This window comes from Citrobacter sp. ANG330, from assembly GCF_047467925.1.
Taxonomy (GTDB): domain Bacteria; phylum Pseudomonadota; class Gammaproteobacteria; order Enterobacterales; family Enterobacteriaceae; genus Citrobacter_A; species Citrobacter_A amalonaticus_G.
Genome location: NZ_JASJUI010000010.1, coordinates 136,018 through 156,837, shown reverse-complemented (window position 1 = coordinate 156,837; position 20,820 = coordinate 136,018). Strand labels below are relative to the sequence as shown.

General features: G+C 53.7%; 25 protein-coding genes. 7 read left to right on the top strand and 18 right to left on the bottom strand.

The genetic code is table 11. From position 1 onward, the window contains the following. The 9 genes from QNN88_RS19350 to fkpA form a co-directional block, all read right to left on the bottom strand. On the bottom strand, positions 1-315 hold a 315-nt coding region (locus QNN88_RS19350), incomplete at its 3' end, for a GTP-binding protein (protein WP_000031692.1). Positions 316-385: 70 nt separating this feature from the next. After that, positions 386-2,500 (bottom strand): elongation factor G, encoded by a 2,115-nt coding sequence (fusA, locus tag QNN88_RS19345; protein ID WP_414241634.1) that lies wholly within the window; start codon positions 2,498-2,500, stop codon positions 386-388. Between the two features lie 96 nt (positions 2,501-2,596). Further along, entirely contained in the window at positions 2,597-3,067 is a 471-nt protein-coding gene (rpsG, locus tag QNN88_RS19340) for a 30S ribosomal protein S7 (protein WP_042998382.1), read from the bottom strand. A 96-nt stretch (positions 3,068-3,163) separates the two neighbouring features. Then, positions 3,164-3,538, bottom strand: coding sequence for a 30S ribosomal protein S12 (gene rpsL / locus QNN88_RS19335; protein WP_000246815.1), 375 nt, complete (start codon positions 3,536-3,538; stop codon positions 3,164-3,166). Positions 3,539-3,663: 125 nt separating this feature from the next. Next, a complete protein-coding gene (gene tusB, locus QNN88_RS19330) occupies positions 3,664-3,951 on the bottom strand; it encodes a sulfurtransferase complex subunit TusB (RefSeq protein ID WP_414241633.1) in 288 nt (95 codons plus the stop codon). Between the two features lie 7 nt (positions 3,952-3,958). Then, positions 3,959-4,318, bottom strand: coding sequence for a sulfurtransferase complex subunit TusC (gene tusC, locus QNN88_RS19325; RefSeq protein WP_414241632.1), 360 nt, complete (start codon positions 4,316-4,318; stop codon positions 3,959-3,961). Next, a complete protein-coding gene (gene tusD / locus QNN88_RS19320) occupies positions 4,318-4,704 on the bottom strand; it encodes a sulfurtransferase complex subunit TusD (RefSeq protein ID WP_414241631.1) in 387 nt (128 codons plus the stop codon). The genes tusC and tusD overlap by 1 nt, the downstream gene beginning before the upstream one ends. Next, positions 4,704-5,426 (bottom strand): transcriptional regulator, encoded by a 723-nt coding sequence (locus QNN88_RS19315; RefSeq protein WP_414241630.1) that lies wholly within the window; start codon positions 5,424-5,426, stop codon positions 4,704-4,706. Before QNN88_RS19315 ends, tusD begins: the two co-directional genes overlap by 1 nt. Positions 5,427-5,592: 166 nt before the next feature. Beyond that, complete coding sequence (gene fkpA, locus QNN88_RS19310; protein ID WP_044253447.1) at positions 5,593-6,420, bottom strand: FKBP-type peptidyl-prolyl cis-trans isomerase; 828 nt, start codon at positions 6,418-6,420, stop codon at positions 5,593-5,595. Positions 6,421-6,643: 223 nt separating this feature from the next. Here fkpA and QNN88_RS19305 point away from each other — a divergent pair, with 223 nt between their 5' ends. Continuing rightward, positions 6,644-6,862 (top strand): protein SlyX, encoded by a 219-nt coding sequence (locus tag QNN88_RS19305; protein ID WP_042998387.1) that lies wholly within the window; start codon positions 6,644-6,646, stop codon positions 6,860-6,862. Positions 6,863-6,998: 136 nt separating this feature from the next. Here QNN88_RS19305 and slyD read toward each other — a convergent pair whose 3' ends face one another. The 4 genes from slyD to kefG form a co-directional block, all read right to left on the bottom strand. Continuing rightward, positions 6,999-7,595, bottom strand: coding sequence for a peptidylprolyl isomerase (slyD, locus tag QNN88_RS19300; protein ID WP_414241629.1), 597 nt, complete (start codon positions 7,593-7,595; stop codon positions 6,999-7,001). Positions 7,596-7,689: 94 nt separating this feature from the next. Continuing rightward, entirely contained in the window at positions 7,690-7,890 is a 201-nt protein-coding gene (locus QNN88_RS19295) for a YheV family putative zinc ribbon protein (protein WP_042322806.1), read from the bottom strand. A gap of 9 nt (positions 7,891-7,899) precedes the next feature. After that, complete coding sequence (kefB, locus tag QNN88_RS19290; RefSeq protein WP_414241628.1) at positions 7,900-9,705, bottom strand: glutathione-regulated potassium-efflux system protein KefB; 1,806 nt, start codon at positions 9,703-9,705, stop codon at positions 7,900-7,902. Beyond that, positions 9,705-10,256: a glutathione-regulated potassium-efflux system ancillary protein KefG gene (kefG, locus tag QNN88_RS19285; protein WP_414241639.1), complete on the bottom strand. Its 552-nt coding sequence runs from the start codon at positions 10,254-10,256 to the stop codon at positions 9,705-9,707. Before kefG ends, kefB begins: the two co-directional genes overlap by 1 nt. A 137-nt stretch (positions 10,257-10,393) precedes the next feature. Between kefG and QNN88_RS19280 the strand changes: the two genes are divergently transcribed. From QNN88_RS19280 to QNN88_RS19265, 4 genes are read left to right on the top strand one after another with little or no spacing between them, the layout of a single operon-like run. Next, positions 10,394-12,295: an ABC transporter ATP-binding protein gene (locus QNN88_RS19280; RefSeq protein ID WP_414241627.1), complete on the top strand. Its 1,902-nt coding sequence runs from the start codon at positions 10,394-10,396 to the stop codon at positions 12,293-12,295. Positions 12,296-12,300: 5 nt separating this feature from the next. Continuing rightward, complete coding sequence (locus tag QNN88_RS19275; protein ID WP_414241626.1) at positions 12,301-13,317, top strand: hydrolase; 1,017 nt, start codon at positions 12,301-12,303, stop codon at positions 13,315-13,317. Between the two features lie 2 nt (positions 13,318-13,319). After that, positions 13,320-13,538, top strand: a complete 219-nt coding sequence (locus QNN88_RS19270) for a YheU family protein (protein ID WP_206164021.1) — start codon at positions 13,320-13,322, stop codon at positions 13,536-13,538. 54 nt (positions 13,539-13,592) lie between these two features. Then, positions 13,593-14,462 carry a phosphoribulokinase gene (locus QNN88_RS19265; protein WP_414241625.1) on the top strand — a complete coding sequence of 290 codons (870 nt, stop codon included), beginning with the start codon at positions 13,593-13,595 and terminating at the stop codon, positions 14,460-14,462. Between the two features lie 87 nt (positions 14,463-14,549). Here QNN88_RS19265 and QNN88_RS19260 read toward each other — a convergent pair whose 3' ends face one another. Continuing rightward, positions 14,550-14,954 (bottom strand): OsmC family protein, encoded by a 405-nt coding sequence (locus QNN88_RS19260; protein ID WP_414241624.1) that lies wholly within the window; start codon positions 14,952-14,954, stop codon positions 14,550-14,552. Between the two features lie 306 nt (positions 14,955-15,260). On the opposite strand from QNN88_RS19260, the gene crp reads away from it, so the two are divergent. Beyond that, the gene (gene crp / locus QNN88_RS19255; protein ID WP_000242758.1) at positions 15,261-15,893 is read left to right on the top strand and encodes a cAMP-activated global transcriptional regulator CRP; all 633 of its coding nucleotides are present in this window, start codon (positions 15,261-15,263) and stop codon (positions 15,891-15,893) included. Positions 15,894-15,944: 51 nt separating this feature from the next. Continuing rightward, entirely contained in the window at positions 15,945-18,032 is a 2,088-nt protein-coding gene (locus tag QNN88_RS19250) for a YccS/YhfK family putative transporter (protein WP_414241623.1), read from the top strand. A gap of 66 nt (positions 18,033-18,098) precedes the next feature. Here QNN88_RS19250 and argD read toward each other — a convergent pair whose 3' ends face one another. The 4 genes from argD to QNN88_RS19230 form a co-directional block, all read right to left on the bottom strand. Beyond that, the gene (gene argD / locus QNN88_RS19245) at positions 18,099-19,316 is read right to left on the bottom strand and encodes a bifunctional acetylornithine/succinyldiaminopimelate transaminase (protein WP_414241622.1); all 1,218 of its coding nucleotides are present in this window, start codon (positions 19,314-19,316) and stop codon (positions 18,099-18,101) included. Positions 19,317-19,401: 85 nt separating this feature from the next. Further along, positions 19,402-19,965, bottom strand: a complete 564-nt coding sequence (gene pabA, locus QNN88_RS19240) for an aminodeoxychorismate synthase component 2 (protein ID WP_414241621.1) — start codon at positions 19,963-19,965, stop codon at positions 19,402-19,404. A gap of 31 nt (positions 19,966-19,996) precedes the next feature. Further along, the gene (locus QNN88_RS19235) at positions 19,997-20,599 is read right to left on the bottom strand and encodes a putative adenosine monophosphate-protein transferase Fic (RefSeq protein ID WP_414241620.1); all 603 of its coding nucleotides are present in this window, start codon (positions 20,597-20,599) and stop codon (positions 19,997-19,999) included. Next, on the bottom strand, positions 20,589-20,756 hold the full coding sequence (locus QNN88_RS19230; protein ID WP_414241619.1) for a YhfG family protein: 168 nt from the start codon (positions 20,754-20,756) through the stop codon (positions 20,589-20,591). Before QNN88_RS19230 ends, QNN88_RS19235 begins: the two co-directional genes overlap by 11 nt. Positions 20,757-20,820: the final 64 nt, after the last annotated feature.

Below are 20,820 nucleotides of genomic sequence, written 5' to 3'. Positions count from 1 at the left end.
TACCAGGATCGCGCCGTCCATCTGCGCAGCACCGGTGATCATGTTTTTAACATAGTCGGCGTGCCCCGGGCAGTCTACGTGCGCGTAGTGGCGAGTCGGGGTGTCATATTCAACGTGAGAAGTGTTGATGGTGATACCACGAGCTTTTTCTTCCGGCGCGTTATCGATCTGATCGAATGCGCGAGCAGCACCGCCGTAGGTTTTAGCCAGTACGGTAGTGATTGCAGCAGTCAGGGTAGTTTTACCGTGGTCAACGTGGCCGATGGTGCCGACGTTAACGTGCGGTTTTGTACGTTCAAATTTTTCTTTAGACACGGCTATATTCCTTACTATAGCGCTCTCCCCTTTTGGAGAGAGCACGGGACTTAGGTTTTAATCCTGTGGATTACTTACCACGGGCTTCGATTACGGCCTGAGCAACGTTGTTCGGCGCATCATCATACTTCAGGAATTCCATAGTGTATGATGCACGACCTTTGGTCAGAGAACGCAGCTGAGTTGCATATCCGAACATTTCAGACAGCGGAACTTCAGCGTGGATCTTAACGCCAGTGACTTCGGATTCCTGACCACGCAGCATACCGCGACGACGGCTCAAGTCACCGATAACATCACCGGTGTTTTCTTCCGGCGTTTCTACCTCAACCTTCATGATTGGCTCAAGCAGAACGGGTTTAGCTTTCTTAAAGCCTTCTTTAAAGGCAATAGACGCAGCCAGTTTAAACGCCAGTTCAGAGGAGTCAACGTCATGGTAAGAACCGAAGTGCAGACGAACACCCATATCAACAACCGGGTAACCTGCCAGCGGGCCGGCTTTCAGCTGCTCCTGGATACCTTTATCAACGGCCGGGATGTATTCGCCAGGGATTACACCACCTTTAATGTCGTTGATGAACTCGTAGCCTTTCGGGTTAGAACCCGGCTCCAGCGGGTACATGTCGATAACAACATGACCATACTGACCGCGACCACCAGACTGCTTGGCGTGTTTACCTTCGATATCGGTAACTTTCGCACGAATCGCTTCGCGGTAAGCAACCTGAGGTTTACCGACGTTCGCTTCAACGTTGAATTCACGCTTCATACGGTCAACGATGATGTCGAGGTGCAGTTCACCCATACCGGCGATAATGGTCTGGTTAGATTCTTCATCAGTCCATACGCGGAATGACGGGTCTTCTTTAGCCAGACGACCCAGAGCCAGACCCATTTTTTCCTGGTCAGCTTTGGTTTTCGGTTCTACGGCGATGGAGATTACCGGCTCAGGGAATTCCATACGCTCCAGAATGATCGGCGCATCCGGGTCACACAGAGTATCACCCGTAGTTACGTCTTTCAGACCGATCGCAGCAGCGATATCGCCCGCGCGAACTTCTTTGATCTCTTCACGTTTGTTAGCGTGCATCTGAACGATACGACCGAAACGCTCACGTGCAGATTTCACGGAGTTCAGTACGGTATCACCAGAGTTAACCACACCGGAGTACACACGGAAGAAGGTCAGGTTACCCACGAACGGGTCGGTAGCGATTTTGAATGCCAGTGCAGAGAAAGGCTCTTCGTCGCTTGCGTGACGCTCAGCAGGCGTATCTTTACCGTCGTCCAGGATACCGTTGATCGCAGGTACGTCAACCGGGGATGGCAGGTAATCAATTACCGCATCCAGCATCGCCTGAACACCTTTGTTCTTAAATGCAGAACCACAGGTTACCAGGATGATTTCGTTGTTCAGAACGCGCTGACGCAGAGCTTTTTTGATCTCTTCTTCAGTCAGTTCTTCACCACCCAGGTATTTCTCCATCAGCTCTTCAGAAGCTTCCGCAGCGGACTCGATCAGGTTCTGGTGCCATTCTTCAGCCAGTTCCTGCATGTCAGCCGGGATATCTTCGTAAGTGAAGGTAACGCCTGCATCTGCTTCGTTCCAGTTGATGGCTTTCATTTTCACCAGGTCAACAACACCGGTGAACGCTTCTTCAGCGCCAATTGCCAGCTGCAGCGGAACAGGGTTCGCGCCCAGACGGGTTTTGATCTGACCAACAACTTTCAGGAAGTTCGCACCCATGCGGTCCATTTTGTTAACGAACGCAATGCGCGGAACTTTATATTTGTTTGCCTGACGCCATACGGTTTCAGACTGCGGCTGAACACCACCAACTGCGCAGTAAACCATTACCGCACCATCAAGAACACGCATGGAACGTTCTACTTCGATAGTGAAGTCAACGTGCCCCGGGGTGTCGATGATGTTTACGCGATGCGGTTCATACTGCTTAGCCATACCAGACCAGAATGCAGTAGTCGCTGCGGAAGTGATAGTAATACCACGTTCCTGCTCCTGCTCCATCCAGTCCATGGTGGCTGCGCCGTCATGAACTTCACCGATTTTATGGTTTACACCGGTGTAGAACAGAATACGTTCGGTAGTAGTGGTTTTACCGGCGTCGATGTGCGCACTGATACCGATGTTACGGTAGCGTGCGATGGGTGTTGTACGAGCCATTTGATTCCTCGTTTATCTTTTAGGCGTTCAATTTAAGTAGCCCAAAGCGGGCTGCTTACTGGAAGCGCCCGCCTGGTGACTAAAACTCCGAAGGGATTACCAACGGTAGTGTGCGAACGCCTTGTTGGCTTCGGCCATACGGTGAACGTCTTCACGTTTCTTCACTGCAGTACCTTTGTTTTCTGCAGCATCGGAAAGTTCGTTCGCCAGGCGCAGAGCCATGGATTTATCACCGCGTTTACGAGCAGCTTCAACGATCCAACGCATTGCCAGAGCATTACGACGAACCGGACGGACTTCAACTGGTACCTGATAAGTAGAACCACCAACGCGGCGAGACTTAACTTCGACAGTCGGGCGCACGTTTTCGAGAGCTACTTCGAAAGCTTCCAGTTCAGATTTACCAGAACGCTGAGCCAGGGTCTCAAGCGCGCTGTATACGATTGTTTCGGCAGTAGATTTTTTACCATCTACCATCAGGATATTTACAAATTTAGCCAGCAGTTCTGATCCGAACTTCGGATCCGGCAGAATTTTACGCTGACCAATGACGCGACGACGTGGCATGGAAATACTCCGTTGTTAATTCAGGATTGTCCAAAACTCTACGAGTTTAGTTTGACATTTAAGTTAAAACGTTTGGCCTTACTTAACGGAGAACCATTAAGCCTTAGGACGCTTCACGCCATACTTGGAGCGAGCTTGCTTACGGTCTTTAACGCCGGAGCAGTCAAGCGCACCGCGTACGGTGTGGTAACGAACACCCGGGAGGTCTTTAACACGACCGCCACGGATCAGGATCACGGAGTGCTCCTGCAGGTTGTGACCTTCACCACCGATGTAGGAAGTCACTTCGAAACCGTTAGTCAGACGAACACGGCATACTTTACGCAGTGCGGAGTTCGGTTTTTTAGGAGTGGTAGTATATACACGAGTACATACACCACGTTTTTGCGGGCATGCTTCCAGCGCAGGCACGTTGCTTTTTGCAACTTTGCGAGCGCGTGGTTTGCGTACCAGCTGGTTAACTGTTGCCATTAAATAGCTCCTGGTTTTAGCTTTTGCTTCGTAAACACGTAATAAAACGACCTCATACAATATGAGGACGCCGAATTTTAGGGCGGTGTCGAAAAGGTGTCAAGAAATATACAACGATCACACAATCACCAGGCCATCTGGCTGGCGTGCTTAACCGTAAGTCTGACGAAATCAGTATAGTCAACCCTGACGACGCTGTCTGAAATTTGACCACCCAAACCACGAGCGTCAATGTCTTCTTTCAGTGCGTATACCGTTATGGGGGCATTTTGCAGACTTTCAAGGAAGCGACTGCCTTTGACTGCGGCACTGACGCCATCCTGGAGCAACAAAAGTTCATCGCCTTCTGCGAGCAGGCGCAGGATTGCAGAGAAATCAGAGTGCCACGCGGAGCGGTGTAAAGTATGCAGCATGAAAACCTCAGAATCTCAGGATGACATCATAGTTGCCCAGTTCACGGCGCAGCGCGTCCGGGTCCAGCGGCGTCGCCTCCACGACAAAACTAGCCCCCTCAACAAGTCCACGCTCGCGCAGTGAGGCGGCACATAACCAGCACTGTTCGATATCGTACAGCCCCAGCAGTTTGAAGGTCGCAATATAGTCGCGGGCCAGAATCACATCCGGTTTTTGTCCCTGCAGGATCTGAAAGACGCCATCACCTATAAAGAAGATGCCGATCTCTTCAGTTAACGCCGACGTCGCCAACAACGCATCCAGCCCTTCACGGCCCGATGCACTACCATGCGGCATTGTGGAAAAGACAAAGGCAATACGTTTCATCAGAACTGTACCACGCGATCGCAGGTCAGTGAGGCTTGCGCCAGCGCGCCCAGTCCGCTGAGGGTAAAACCGGGCTGCAGATTGGCAGACAGCAGCCCCAATCGGCCCGCTTCAGTTTCATCAACCACGCCACGACGCAGCGCCGCCGCCACACAAATATTCAGCTCAACGCCATGCTGCGTATTCAATTGTTGCCAGGCCCGGACCAGATCAAATTCATCACTGGCCGGAGAGGTCAACTGGTTGGCGTTATACACCCCTTCCCGATAGAAAAAGACGCTGCTTAACGTATGGCCTTCTTCAATCAGCGCCTGGGCAAACTGGAATGCGCTGCTCGCCTGCTGGGTGCCATACGCCGGACCGGTAACCACTATGGCAAAACGCATTACTTCTCTTGTCCCTGGAAGTCACCGCTCTTGAACTGACGAATATAGAGGTACACGGTGTGCTTGGAGATATTCAGACGATCGGCAACCTGGTTGATCGCATCCTTAATATCGAAGATACCTTTCTCATACAGATTCAGGACGATCTGGCGGTTCTTGGCATTGTTGGAGACATTACGGTCGGCGTTCACCTCTTCAATAGTGAACTCCAGTGTCTGCGTTACCAGATCTTCCACGGAAGAGGCAAAGTTTACGGACGATCCCACTTCCGGGGTTTCCGGAGGAATAAAGGTATTCATGATCTGCGAGAACGGCACATCAAGGTTCATGTTGATGCACAGCAGACCAATCACGCGATGCTCGCGATTGCGAATGGCAATCGTCACTGACTTCATCAGAACGCCGCTTTTCGCACGGGTAAAGTAGCATTTGGAAACGCTGCTATCTGCACCGGTCATATCGTGCAGCATTCGCAACGCAAGGTCAGTAATCGGTGAACCAATTTTGCGTCCCGTATGTTCACCATTGGCAATGCGAATGGCGGAACATTTCAAATCCTGTAAAGAGTGCAAAACGATTTCACAGTGGGAACCAATGAGCATCGCTAACCCGTCCACCACCGCTTCGTAGGATTTCAGAATATCAAAGTCGGTTTGATCGAAAGGACGTTGATCCAGTAAATCAAGCTCACTGGTTTCGTTGGTTAAAAGCGACCTGGACATGAAAAAAAACACTCCTTTTCAGGAGCCTGTCGTTATGTTTTCAGGGCAGGCTCATTAATTTTGTGGATGGTTAAATTAATACAGTGGTGGTTCCACTTTCCACTATTAATTATATCCGGCCTGCACAAAAAAAACCGCCGCTCTGTTCGGCGGCGGTTCTCAGTTTTTATTTTTTAGCGGCATCTGCTGCTTTTGCATCAGCTTCTGCTGCGGCTTCAGGCTTGGCATCCGCCTTCGGCGCTGGCTTGATATCCAACAGTTCTACGTCGAAGACCAGCGTGGAGTTAGCCGGGATCCCCGGAACGCCAGTTTTACCGTAAGCCAGTTCTGGTGGGATGACCATCTTAATCTTCCCGCCTTTCTTAATGTTCTTCAGGCCTTCTGTCCAGCCTGGGATCACACCATCCAGACGGAAAGAGAGCGGTTCGCCACGGGTGTAAGAGTTATCAAACTCTTTACCGTCGATCAGCGTGCCTTTGTAGTTCACCACCACAGTGTCGCTGTCTTTCGGCGCTTCGCCCGTACCGGCTTTCTCAACTTTGTAGAGCAGGCCAGTTGAAGAGGTCTTCACATCTTTTTCTTTCGCAAACTTAGTGCGGAACTCTTTACCTTTGGCTTCGTTGTCAGCCGCGTCTTTTTCCATCTTCGCCTGCGCGGAAGCTTTCACGCGCGCTTCAAAAGCTTGCAGAGTCTGCTCAATTTCCTGGTCAGACAGTTTGCTCTTATCAGCAAACGCATCCTGAACGCCGGCGATCAGCTGGTCTTTATCCAGTTTGATGCCCAGCTTTTCTTGCTCTTTCAGGGAGTTTTCCATATAGCGGCCCAGCGATGCGCCCAGTGCGTAAGCCGATTTCTGGTCGTCATTTTTGAACGCAGCTTTGCTATCAGCAGCGGCGGCGGCCGGTTTTGCGGCATCAGCTGCGAAGGTGATCGGGGCGTGCAGAGCAACGGCCATCGTGGTCGCCAGCAGAGTGACTTTAAACAGTGATTTCATCCATATCTCCAGGGCCGGGGCATCTCACCCCATGATTAACTTTTATATGACTAGCGTACTATAAAGCGTTGTTGAACAAATCAACATACAGACATACCTGATAATCGCTTCTTTTGAGACTCTTTTTGTTTAAATTAGTTTCGATTGCGAGGGATCAGGGCTGTGTATTCGGATAAAGTTAAGTAGAATCCGCCGCGACCCGAGACAATCGATGAGGTGAATCATGCAGGATACAACGATGGAAACCCGGCTGGCCGAGCTGGAAAGCCGGCTGGCTTTTCAGGAAATCACCATTGAAGAGCTCAACGTCACGGTAACCGCACACGAGATGGAAATGGCCAAATTGCGCGATCATCTGCGACTGCTGACAGAAAAGCTCAAAGCGAGCCAGCCTTCACACATCGCCTCCCAAGCCGAAGAGACGCCACCGCCTCATTATTGAGACGTAAAAAAAGCGGGGTTAACCCGCTTTTTTTGTGGTTCATTGCCGGATGGTGGCGCAAGCGCCTTATCCGGCCTACTCATCTCAATGAACTCGTAGGCCTGATCAGCGTAGCGCCATCAGGCATTATGACCTTTTAGTGGCAACCGCAGCCGCCGTTACCTTTACCGCCGCCACCGCAGCAGCCTTCGCCGCCATGCTCGTGACCGTGTTCATGGCCATGACCGCCGCAGCAGCCGTCATGATCGTGGTCATGGTCGTGACCGTGCGCACCGTGAACGTGACCATGAGCCAGTTCTTCTTCGGTCGCTTCGCGGATCGCCACAACTTCAACGTTGAATTTCAGATTCTGACCCGCCAGCATGTGGTTGCCATCAACCACAACGTGGTCATCTTCCACTTCGGTAATTTCTACCGGTACCGGACCCTGATCGGTTTCCGCCAGGAAACGCATGCCAACCTGCAGTTCGTCAACGCCCATGAAAACGTCTTTAGGAACGCGCTGCACCAGGTTTTCATCATACTGGCCGTAAGCGTCATTCGCGCCTACCGCAACATCGAATTTGTCGCCAACATCGTGACCTTCCAGCGCTGTTTCCAGGCCAGAGATCAGGGAACCGTGACCATGCAGATAGTCCAGCGGCGCACTCACCGGAGACTCATCAACCAACACACCGTCTTCTGTACGTACCTGATAGGCCAGGCTGACCACCAGGTCTTTTGCTACTTTCATGATATCTCCTGAGCGTGGGAAAATTGCTGGCGCAGATTGTAGCGGAAATCTGCACCTGTGTACCCTTTAGCTTAAAAAATCTCGGGCCATATCGCTAGTCTGGATGAAAGATCCCGATCACTTGCTCTTCTTTGCGAACGTGATCGCGGGCTTCTTTATCTGCTTCCCGCATCTGATGCCCACACTTAACACATTCAACAATATCGATATTATTCTCGCGCCACATCGCCAGAGAATCCTGCGCCTGGCAGGAAGGGCATTTCGCCCCTGCAATAAAACGTTTACGGATTGCCATACTTATCCTCTATTCAAATTCATCCCAGCCATCCAGTTGGCGCCGCTCTTGTTGCATCTCGCGCTGGAAAATCTCCTCTAGCTCACGTCTGGCTTCTCTGGCGCGAGAGATTTGTAATGTATCCGCATGCATCGGGATGAGTTCCCTCAGCATCCGCATGTCCAGCCGGCGAAAATGCAGTTGCGCCCGCTGCGCCTGATGGGGATGCATCCCCAACGACACCAGCGTTTTGCGCCCCAGTTCCAGTGCACTGGAGAATGTCTCACGGGAAAACTGCGATACCCCTGCCTGTAATAACTCATGGGCTTCAACACGTCCGCGCGCTCGCGCAAGAATATGCAAATGCGGAAAGTGCTGTTGGCAGATCGCCACCAGTTTCATTGTATCTTCCGGTTCATTACAGGTAATAACGATAGATTCCGCCGCCTCTGCGCCAGCGGAACGCAGCAGATCAACCTGTGTCGCATCACCGTAATAGACCTTGTAGCCATATTTACGCATCAGGTTCACCGCGCTGATGTCCCGCTCCAGCACGGTAATACGCATCTTATTCGCCATCAGCAAACGCCCGATAACCTGACCAAAACGGCCAAAGCCTACCACGATGACCTGCGGCTTATCGTCCTCAACCCACGGCATTTCATCTTCTTCATCCGGGCCGTTAAGCTGGCGAGAAAGCCATTTATCGATAAGTTTCATCAGCATCGGCGTGGTCATCATCGACAACGTGACGGTCACCAGCAAAAGCGCCATCTGATCGCCCTGAAACAACCGCTGTGACGACGCGGTCGAGAACAGTACAAAAGCGAACTCCCCGCCCTGACTCAACACGCCAGCAAACTGCATTCTTTCAGAACTGCGCAGACCGTACAGTCGCGCCAGCAGATAAAGCACCAGCGTTTTGACCGCCACCAGCACCGCCACGCTCGCCACGACCCACAGCAGATGGGTATACAGCACCCCCAGATTGAGCGACATCCCGACAGAAATAAAGAAGAGACCCAGCAGCAGTCCTTTAAACGGATCGATTGCGGTTTCCAGCTCATGCCGGTATTCACTTTCCGCTAACAGCACCCCGGCAATAAAGGTGCCGAGTGCCATCGACAGCCCCAGCGCATCCATAAACAGCGCCGACCCCAGCACCAGCAACAGCGTGGCGGCGGTAAACACTTCACGTACGCCGGAGGCGGCAATAAACCGGAACACAGGACGCAGCAGATAGCGTCCGCCAATCAGCATGCCAGCAAACGCCAGCACCTTCATGCCGATCTTCATCCAGTCAAAGTCTTCATCGGCCGAACCGGCTAACAGCGGTACCAGCGCGAGCGCCGGGATCACTGCCAGATCCTGGAACAGCAAAACCGAAAAGCCCAACTGCCCGGATTCGCTGCGATTCATCCCTTTTTCGCGCATAAGCTGTAGCGCCATCGCAGTGGACGACATTGCGAGGCCTATCCCGCCGACAACCGCCGCCTGCCATGAGAAATCGGTTAATATCAGCAGTCCGGCCAGCAGCGTCGCACTCAGCAGAACCTGCGCTGCGCCGACGCCAAAGATAGAACGCCGAAGCTGCCAGAGTTTCGACGGGTTCAGCTCCAGCCCAATGATAAACATCAGAAACACGACGCCGAGTTCAGAGAAGTGGAGGATTTCATCCACATCGCTGATGAACCCCAGCCCCCACGGACCAATGGCAATTCCCGCCAGTAAATACCCCAGCACGGCGCCAATCCCCAGCCGCGATGCCAAAGGCACCGCAGCTACCGCCGCGAAGAGAAACAGCACTCCCGCCAGCATTAAGTCGGAACCTTCCATCAGCGGCCTCCCACAGGAACGGGATGAGCAAGCCAGTCGCCATAGGCTTTTGCATGACTTTCCAGCTCATGCGCGCTTTGTCGTCTGGCCCAGTAGATAATAATGGGGCTCAACCAGTGCATCCGGCACATTCCTGCCGTCAGTTCGAATGGCCTAAGGACATCGCTCATTGGATAGCGATTCAAGGCGTCATAGCGGTAAGCACTTTCCGGTTCACCGGTGGTAATCACGCTTCGCCAGTACTTTCCCGCCAACTGATTTCCTCCGGGGCCGCTGGCAAAGCCACGGCTCAATACGCGGTCCAGCCACTCTTTCAACAGCGCCGGACAGCTATAGGTGTACAACGGATGTTGAAACACAATCACGTCATGCTCACGCAACAGCGCCTGCTCATGCGGGATATCGATAAAAAAATCAGGATAGTGCGCGTAGAGATCGTGCACCGTAACGTTGCTGAGCTGCATGGCCGGCTTAAGCAGTACCCGGTTTGCCACCGAGTCCTGAGATTCCGGATGGGCATACAGCAGCAACACCTTTGCTGGCTGAGACATCATCCCCCTCCCGGTTTTGTTTCTGTTTTTGTGTATAGTCGTCGTTTTGGGCTACCATTGCGGCCCGGTGCGGAAAATGGCCCACACCTTACATTATCATAATGATAAATTAACATAGTCTGAACATACGGCGCCTTATGATTGTTTTCTCCTCGTTACAAATTCGTCGCGGCGTGCGCGTCCTGCTGGACAATGCCACAGCCACCATCAATCCGGGCCAGAAAGTCGGTCTGGTGGGTAAGAACGGCTGCGGGAAATCTACCCTGCTGGCATTGCTGAAAAATGAAATCAGCGCCGATGCCGGCGGTTTTACCTTTCCCGGTAGCTGGCAACTGGCGTGGGTGAATCAGGAAACGCCTGCCCTGCCCCAGCCCGCGCTGGAATATGTCATTGATGGCGACCGCGAATATCGCCAACTGGAAACCCAGTTGCACGACGCTAACGAACGTAACGATGGACACGCCATAGCCACCGTCCACGGCAAACTGGATGCGATCGACGCCTGGACCGTACGATCTCGCGCCGCCAGCCTGTTACACGGTCTCGGATTCTCTAATGAACAACTCGAACGCCCGGTCAGCGATTTTTCCGGCGGCTGGCGTATGCGACTCAACCTCGCGCAGGCACTGATTTGCCGTTCTGACCTGCTGCTGCTCGATGAACCGACGAACCACCTCGATCTGGATGCGGTTATCTGGCTGGAAAAATGGCTGAAGAGCTACCAGGGCACGCTGATTCTGATCTCTCACGACCGTGATTTCCTCGATCCGGTGGTGGATAAAATCATTCATATCGAACAGCAAACGATGTTCGAATACACCGGCAACTACAGCGCGTTTGAGATTCAGCGCGCCACGCGTCTGGCCCAGCAACAGGCGATGTATGAAAGCCAGCAGGAGCGCGTCGCGCATCTGCAAAGCTATATCGATCGCTTCCGCGCCAAAGCCACGAAAGCAAAACAGGCACAGAGCCGTATTAAGATGCTGGAGCGCATGGAACTGATTGCCCCGGCGCATGTCGATAACCCGTTCCATTTCAGCTTCCGCGCGCCGGAGAGCCTGCCAAATCCGCTGCTGAAAATGGAGAAAGTGAGCGCGGGTTATGGCGAACGCATCATTCTGGATTCCATCAAACTCAACCTTGTCCCGGGCTCGCGTATTGGCCTGCTGGGACGTAACGGCGCCGGTAAATCCACGCTCATCAAACTGTTGGCGGGTGAACTTGCGCCGGTGAGCGGTGAAATTGGCCTGGCGAAAGGCATTAAGCTCGGGTATTTCGCCCAGCATCAGCTCGAATATTTACGCGCGGATGAATCACCGTTGCAGCATCTGGTGCGGCTGGCGCCACAAGAACTCGAACAGAAACTGCGTGATTATCTGGGTGGCTTCGGCTTCCAGGGCGATAAAGTCAGCGAAGAGACGCGTCGTTTCTCCGGCGGCGAAAAAGCGCGACTGGTGCTGGCGCTGATCGTCTGGCAGCGTCCGAACCTGCTGCTGCTTGATGAACCGACTAACCACCTTGATCTCGACATGCGTCAGGCATTAACCGAAGCGCTGATTGAATTTGAAGGCGCACTGGTGGTCGTATCGCACGACCGCCATTTGCTGCGCTCCACCACCGACGATCTCTACCTGGTGCATGACCGTAAGGTTGAGCCATTTGATGGCGATCTTGAAGATTACCAACAGTGGCTGAGCGACGTGCAGAAACAGGAAAATCAGCCTGACGAGCCAGCAAAAGAGAACGTCAACAGCGCGCAGTCGCGTAAAGATCAGAAGCGTCGCGAAGCCGAACTGCGAACGCAAACCCAGCCGCTGCGTAAAGAGATCGCCCGTCTGGAAAAAGAGATGGAGAAGCTGAACGCACAGCTGGCGCAGGCGGAAGAGAAGCTGGGCGACAGCGAACTTTACGACCAGAGTCGCAAAGCCGAGCTGACGGAATGTCTGCAACAGCAGGCCAGCGCCAAAGCCGGGCTGGAAGCGTGCGAAATGGCCTGGCTGGATGCCCAGGAACAGCTTGAGCAGATGCTGAGCGAGTAACGGTGATGACACACGTAATCCTTCATGACCCTGAGATGCCGAACGGCAGCAGTGACGAGTTTCGGCCACTGCGCGGACTGAGCAACTGTCATCTACAGACCATGCTGCCGCGTTTAATCCGCCGTAAAGTGAATTTCGACGCCCACTGGCAGCGTCTGGAATTGCCCGACGGCGACTTTGTCGATCTGGCATGGAGTGAAGATCCGCAACAGGCAAAGCACAAGCCGCGCCTGGTGGTCTTTCATGGTCTGGAAGGCAGCCTGAACAGCCCCTATGCACATGGTCTGATTGAGGCGGCAAAAAATCGGGGCTGGCTTGGCGTGGTGATGCATTTCCGTGGCTGTAGCGGCGAGCCGAACCGGAAGAATCGCATTTATCACTCCGGTGAAACGGAAGATGGCACCTGGTTTTTACACTGGCTACAGCGAGAATTCGGCACCGCGCCAACCGCCGCGGTGGGCTATTCGCTGGGGGGAAACATGCTGGCTTGTTTGCTGGCAAAAGAGGGGAAAAATATCCCGCTCGACGCGGCGGTCATTGTCTCAGCCCCCTTTGTGCTGGAAGCCTGCAGCTACCATATGGATAAAGGCTTTTCCCGCGTGTATCAGCGCTATCTACTCAATCTGCTTAAAGGCAACGCATCGCGCAAACTGGCAGCTTATCCCGGCTCGTTGCCGGTGAGTCTGGCGCAGTTGAAATCCCTGCGTCGTATCCGCGAGTTTGACGATCTGATCACCGCCAAAATTCACGGCTTTGCTGACGCTATCGACTACTATCGTCAATGTAGCGCCATGCCCTTGCTCAGTGACATCGCGATTCCGACGTTGATCATCCACGCAAAAGACGACCCGTTCATGGATCATCATGTGATCCCTAAAGCGGAAGATTTACCGCCGCAGGTGGAATATCAGTTAACCGAACATGGCGGTCACGTCGGGTTCATCGGCGGCACGTTGCGTCGACCAGAAATGTGGCTGGAGTCGCGCATTCCTGACTGGCTGACACCCTATCTGGAGGCATAACTATGCAAATCCCCTGGCAGGACCTTTCCCCCGAGACGCTGGACAATCTGATCGAAAGCTTTGTGTTGCGCGAAGGTACCGATTATGGTGAACATGAACGTACCCTTGAGCAAAAAGTCGCCGACGTGAAACGCCAGTTACAGTGTGGAGAAGCGGTCCTGGTGTGGTCTGAGTTGCACGAAACCGTCAACATCATGCCGCGCAAATCATTTCGCGAGTAACCCGCACGCTATCGGCCGACTATAATAAAAAATCAATTTATTGATGGAGTTAACATGTCTGCCAAACATCCGGTGATCGCGGTAACAGGATCCAGCGGCGCGGGGACCACCACCACCAGCCTCGCGTTCCGTAAAATTTTTGCGCAGCTCAACCTGCGTGCAGCCGAGGTGGAAGGCGACAGTTTTCATCGTTATACCCGTCCGGAGATGGATATGGCGATTCGCAAAGCGCGCGATGCCGGGCGCCATATCAGCTATTTTGGCCCCGAAGCCAATGACTTCGGCCTGCTGGAACAGACGTTTATTGAGTACGGCCAGACCGGGAAAGGCCAGTCACGCAAATATCTGCATACCTACGATGAAGCCGTCCCGTGGAACCAGGTGCCGGGGACGTTTACCCCGTGGCAAGCACTGCCCGAACCCACCGATGTGCTGTTCTATGAAGGCCTGCACGGCGGCGTCGTCACGCCCCAGCATGAGGTCGCAAGACATGTTGATCTCCTGGTCGGCGTGGTGCCCATCGTTAACCTGGAATGGATCCAGAAGCTTATCCGCGACACCAGTGAACGAGGCCATTCTCGTGAGGCGGTGATGGATTCGGTGGTCCGTTCGATGGACGACTATATCAACTACATCACGCCGCAGTTCTCCCGCACCCACATCAACTTCCAGCGCGTTCCTACCGTGGACACATCCAACCCCTTCGCAGCCAGGAGCATTCCATCACTGGATGAGAGCTTTGTGGTGATTCATTTCCGCAATCTGGAAGGGATCGATTTCCCCTGGCTGCTGGCGATGCTGCAGGGCTCATTCATTTCTCACATCAATACGTTGGTGGTTCCTGGCGGGAAAATGGGTCTGGCAATGGAACTGATCATGCTGCCGCTGGTACAGCGACTGATGGAAGGCAAGAAGATCGAATAAACGGTGGGGAGTGCCCGATGGCGCTGCGCTTACCGGGCCTACGACAGGAGTAGGCCTGATAAGCGCAGCGCCATCAGGCAATGATCATCAGGCAGCAATCACTTCGTACGAATGGGTAATGTTAACCGCTTTTCCCAGCATCAACGCCACAGAGCAATACTTCTCTGCCGACAGATCGACCGCCCGCGCAACGGCGGCATCCTTCAGATCGTGGCCGGTGACAATAAAGTGCAGGTTGATGTGAGTGAACAGGCGTGGCGCCTCTTCCCGACGTTCTGAAGTCAATTTCACTTCGCAGTTCGTCACATCCTGACGGCCTTTTTGCAGGATAGAAACCACGTCAATGGCGCTGCAACCGCCAGCCGCCATCAACACCATTTCCATCGGGCTCGGTGCTTTATCACCAGAGTTACCGTCCATCAGAATCTGATGCCCGGAAGCGGACTCACCCAGGAAGGTTAACCCCTCAACCCATTTAACACGCGCTTGCATATTTTTTAACTCCAGTGCGTTAATTTTCCTGACAGATTACGCGTACATAACAATTCTCGCAACGGAAGGCGACCTGCGTCATGCTGAAGCGAGACACCAGGAGACACACGGCTAAAGCTATGCTAAAACAGTCAGGATGCTACAGTAATACATTGACGTACTGCATGTATGCAGAGGACTTCACATTAAAGGCTGCAGTTCGTTTTTGACAGTCTCTTCCCAGGACGCGGGAAGCACATTTTTGCAACCCCAGAGACAGCGGATTTTTTGGCTCTGGAGACAGCTTATAACAGAGGATAATCGCGCATGGTGCTTGGCAAACCGCAAACAGACCCGACACTCGAATGGTTCTTGTCTCATTGCCATATTCATAAGTACCCGTCCAAGAGCACGCTGATTCACCAGGGTGAAAAAGCGGAAACGTTGTACTACATCGTTAAGGGCTCAGTGGCAGTGTTGATTAAAGATGAGGAAGGGAAAGAAATGATCCTTTCTTATCTGAATCAGGGTGATTTCATTGGCGAACTGGGCCTGTTTGAAGAAGGCCAGGAACGTAGCGCATGGGTTCGGGCGAAAACAGCGTGTGAAGTGGCTGAAATTTCCTACAAGAAATTCCGCCAGTTGATCCAGGTGAACCCGGATATTCTGATGCGCCTGTCTTCTCAAATGGCTCGCCGCCTGCAAGTCACTTCAGAGAAAGTCGGTAACCTGGCCTTCCTCGATGTGACCGGTCGTATCGCCCAGACGCTGCTGAATCTGGCGAAACAGCCTGATGCAATGACTCACCCGGACGGCATGCAGATCAAAATCACTCGCCAGGAGATTGGCCAGATCGTTGGCTGTTCTCGCGAAACCGTTGGTCGTATCCTGAAGATGCTGGAAGATCAGAACCTGATCTCCGCTCACGGTAAAACGATCGTCGTTTACGGCACTCGTTAATCTCATCGGAAATGGCGCGCTACCCGGTAGTGCGTCATTTTTGTTTTGCCAATGTGGCGCAGACTGATTTATCACCCAGAAATCAACTATGCACTACGTCAAACGCTGGTGCTCTGTTTGCCCGTGGCCGTCGGCCTGATCATCGGGCAGTTGCATCTGGGTTTGCTCTTCTCTCTCGTTCCCGCCTGCTGCAACATTGCCGGGCTTGATACACCGCACAAACGCTTTTTCAAACGCCTGGTGATTGGCGCGTCGCTGTTTGCCGGATGCAGCCTGATTATGCAGCTGCTACTGGCGCAGGCGATCCCGTTGCCGCTGATCCTGACCGGACTCACATTGATTCTCGGCGTCACCGCGGAACTGAGTTCACTGCATGCCCGCCTGCTGCCCGCCTCGCTGATTGCCGCTATTTTTACGCTGAGCCTGGCAGGAAATATGCCGGTCTGGGAACCGTTGCTGATCTACGCGCTGGGCACGCTGTGGTATGGCTTATTTAACTGGTTCTGGTTCTGGCTGTGGCGCGAGCAACCGCTGCGCGAGTCGCTAAGCCTACTGTACCGGGAACTGGCGGATTACTGCGAAGCCAAATACAGTATGCTGACTCAGCACACCGATCCGGAAAAAACGCTACCGCCGCTGCTGGTCCGCCAGCAAAAAGCCGTCGACCTCATCACCCAGTGTTATCAGCAGATGCATATGCTGTCGGCGCATCACAACAATGACTACAAACGAATGCTGCGCGCCTTTCAGGAAGCGCTGGATTTACAGGAACATATCTCAGTGAGTCTGCACCAGCCGGAAGAGGTGCAAAAGCTGGTCGAACGCAGCCACGCTGAGCAGGTGATTCGCTGGACGGCGCAAACCGTCGCCGCGCGGTTGCGGGTACTGGCGGATGACATTCTGTATCACCGACTGCCGACCCGTTTCTCTATGCAAAAGCAGATTGGCGCGCTGGAAAAAATTGCTCATCAGCATCCGGATAACCCCGTCGGGCAGTTCTGTTACTGGCACTTCAGCCGTATCGCCCGGGTGCTGCGCACTCAACGACCACTTTACGCCCGCGATCTGATGGCTGACAAACAGCGCCGTCTTCCGTTGCTTCCTGCGTTGAAAAACTACCTTTCCCTGAAATCACCAGCGCTACGCAACGCCGGGCGTATCAGCGTCATGCTCAGCATCGCCAGTCTGATGGGAACCGCGTTACACCTGCCGAAACCGTACTGGATCCTGATGACCGTGCTGTTTGTCACGCAGAACGGTTATGGCGCCACCCGCGTGCGTATTCTGCACCGTTCGGCGGGTACGCTGGTGGGGCTGATTATTGCAGGCGTGACGCTGCACTTTCATATTCCTGAAGGATATACGCTGGCCCTGATGCTGGTGATCACCCTGGTCAGCTATCTGACTATCCGTAAAAACTACGGCTGGGCGACGGTGGGATTTACCGTCACGGCGGTATATACCCTGCAGCTACTGACGCTGGACGGCGAGCAGTTTATTATCCCCCGGTTTGTCGACACGGTGATAGGCTGCCTGATTGCATTTGGCGGCACCGTCTGGCTATGGCCACAATGGCAGAGCGGGCTACTGCGTAAAAACGCCCACGATGCGCTGGAGGCCGATCAGGAAGCTATTCGTCTGATTCTGAGCGACGATCCGCAGGCTACACCGCTGGCTTATCAGCGTATGCGAGTCAACCAGGCGCACAACACACTGTTTAACTCACTGAATCAGGCGATGCAGGAGCCGGGCTTCAACACGCACTATCTGGCGGATATGAAGCTGTGGGTGACGCACAGTCAGTTTATTGTTGAACACATTAACGCCATGACGACATTGGCGCGTGAACATACGATGCTGACGCCGGAACTGGCGCAGCGATATCTGCAATCGTGCGAAATTGCCATCCAACGCTGTCAGCAACGACTGGAGTACGACGGGCCGGGCAGTTCCGGAGATGTAAATATTCTGGAGGCGCCCGAAGCGCTCACCCACGGGCCCTTAAGCACGCTTGAACAGCATCTGCAACGCGTGCTGGGGCACCTGAACACGATGCACACTATCTCGTCTGTCGCATGGCGTCAGCGGCCGCACCATGGGATCTGGCTCAGCCGCCGGTTACGGGATATGCGGGGTTAACATGGATTGCCGGATACGCGCGTTATCGATGAAGGCAGGATAAGCGCAGCGCCATCAGGCAAATCGTTAACCAACAACCCTGGCAACAGCCTGTGCAAAACGCTGCATCCCTTCGTCGATATCCGCTTCTTCCACCACCAGCGACGGGGCAAAGCGCATCACATCCGGGCCCGCATTCAATACCATCACGCCGGCATCGGCTGCCGCATAGAGGAAATCGCGCGCGCGCCCTTTGTATTGCGGCAGCAACTCCGCCCCGATCAACAGGCCCATACCGCGAATATCGCTAAACACATGGAATTGTTCGTTAATCTGCTGTAGATGCTGGACAAATTTTTGGCGCTTTGCATTCACGCCTCCCAGAACCTCTGGCGTGTTGATGATGTCGAACGCGGCTTCCGCCACCGCGCAGGCCAGCGGATTACCGCCGTAGGTTGAACCATGAGAACCGACATGAAATGCCGAGGCGATCTCTTGCGTCGTCAATACCGCGCTCACCGGGAAGCCGCCGCCCAGTGCTTTCGCACTGGTGAGGATATCCGGCGTCACGCCGTAGTGCATATAGGCAAACAGCTCACCCGTACGTCCCATGCCGCTTTGCACTTCATCAAACACCAGCAGTGCCTGATGCTCGTCGCAGAGCTCGCGCAACCCTTGCAGGAACTCTGGCGTGGCGGCCAGAACGCCGCCTTCTCCCTGTACCGGCTCAACCACCACCGCGCAGGTGTGATCGTCCATCACCGCTTTCACCGCATGGAGATCGTTAAACGGTACATGGATGATATCGGCCGGTTTCGGCCCAAAGCCATCGGAATATTTCGGCTGACCGCCCACTGTGACGGTAAACAACGAGCGTCCGTGAAACGCATTATGAAAGGCAATAATTTTGGTTTTGAAGGGGCTATGGCGTACACAGGCATAGTGACGCGCCAGCTTGAACGCCGTTTCGTTGGCTTCTGTCCCGGAGTTCATAAACAGCACACGCTCAGCAAACGTCGCGTCGATAATCTTACGACCCAGACGCAGCGCGGGTTCGTTGGTGAAGACATTACTGGTATGCCAGAGCGTTTCACCCTGAGTTTTCAGCGCCGCCACCAGCGCAGGATGGCAGTGTCCCAGCGCGGTCACCGCAATCCCGCCCGCGAAATCAACATAGTCTTTGCCCTGCTGATCCCAGACCCGACTGCCCTGACCTTTCACCGGAATAAACTCCGCCGGTGCATAAATCGGCAGAATAACTTCATCAAAAGTTGCGCGGGTTACTGCCGTTTGTTCAGTTGCCATCTCATGCCCATCCAGTTATGCAAAAATGAATGTGAAAATATAATCACAAAATATGCATAAAAAATCACTAGATAGCAACCACAAATCACCGGTTGAGGAAATTTGCCAGCAGTTGATGTCCCTGTTCGCTGAGAATACTTTCCGGGTGGAACTGCACCCCTTCCAGATCCCACGCTTTATGGCGAATCCCCATAATTTCCTGTGTTTCGCTCCAGGCGGTCACTTCAAAGCAATCAGGAAGCGTAGTGGATTCGATAACCAAAGAATGATAACGGGTGACGGTAAGCGGGTTTGCTAATCCCTGGAAAACGCCCTTCCCGGTATGACGGATGGGCGAGGTTTTTCCGTGCATCACTTTTGCGGCGCGTACGATCGTTGCGCCAAAAGCCTGCGCCATCGCCTGATGCCCCAGACAAACACCCAGTATCGGCATATGTCCGGCATAGTGGCGAATGACATCCAGCGAAATTCCGGCGTCATCCGGGGTGCAGGGGCCGGGCGAGATGACGATTTTTTGCGGCTGTAGCGCATCGATCTGCGACAGCGTCAACTCATCATTGCGCTTAACCTGCACATCAGCGCCCAGCTCACAAAAATACTGGTAGAGGTTCCAGGTGAAAGAATCGTAGTTGTCGATAAGCAGGATCATGGCGGCTCCGGTCGAGGAAAACCGCGCTATTCTACTCAGTTTCCTCGGCTTCGCTTACCCCTTTACGAAATATCGCCTGCAATGCGCTAAGGTCACCCATCGCCCCTTCCTGATTCGCCTGGTTCCACTCCTTTGCCGCGATGTCTCCCCAGTGCAGCAGATAACCGGCATGGATAGCCAGTTGTTCGAAGAAAATCCGCTGCGCCATGCCGCTGCCGAGACGAAACGGATGCAGCACGTTGATCTCACAGTAATAATGCGCAAGGCGATTGATGAATTTCTCTTTCGGTAATCCCATCAGGTAGTTTTCTTCTTCCAGATCCTGCATCAGGGCATTGCCCTCTTTTTCGATGTAAGCGAAATGGCAGAAGCGGGTATCCCCCTGATAGATGTCGACTTCACGCAGATGACCCGCCCAGTCAAAAACGTCCTGATAAAGCTGACGATGAATCGCGCACAGATGGGGCAAGCCGCGCTTCGCCGGGCCGAGTTCGATGGTCGCCGCACGTAGCGCAGTCAGCTCATAAGCGGCCTGCGCCAGACGCTCAACCTGGTGGATCCCCAGGCGGTTACGCATCACGTTCAGTCCGGGGTAGAGATACGGATCGCGGTCATCGCCGATTTTAGCGCTCATAGTGCCTCCGGAGTTCTTCAAGACGCACCAGCGCCTCTTCTGCATTCAGCGTGATCAATGGGCTCTCGACGCCTTCAAGACGGCGACTGGCCTGGAAATTCACGTTTCGCTGCTGCTCCCAGAGTCGGGACTTTTGCCTGTCGGTGAGTTTTTTCACTGTACGCCTCCCTGATAGATCCATGTCTGCCAAGTATAAGCAGCAAAACGCGGTTACGCAGGGA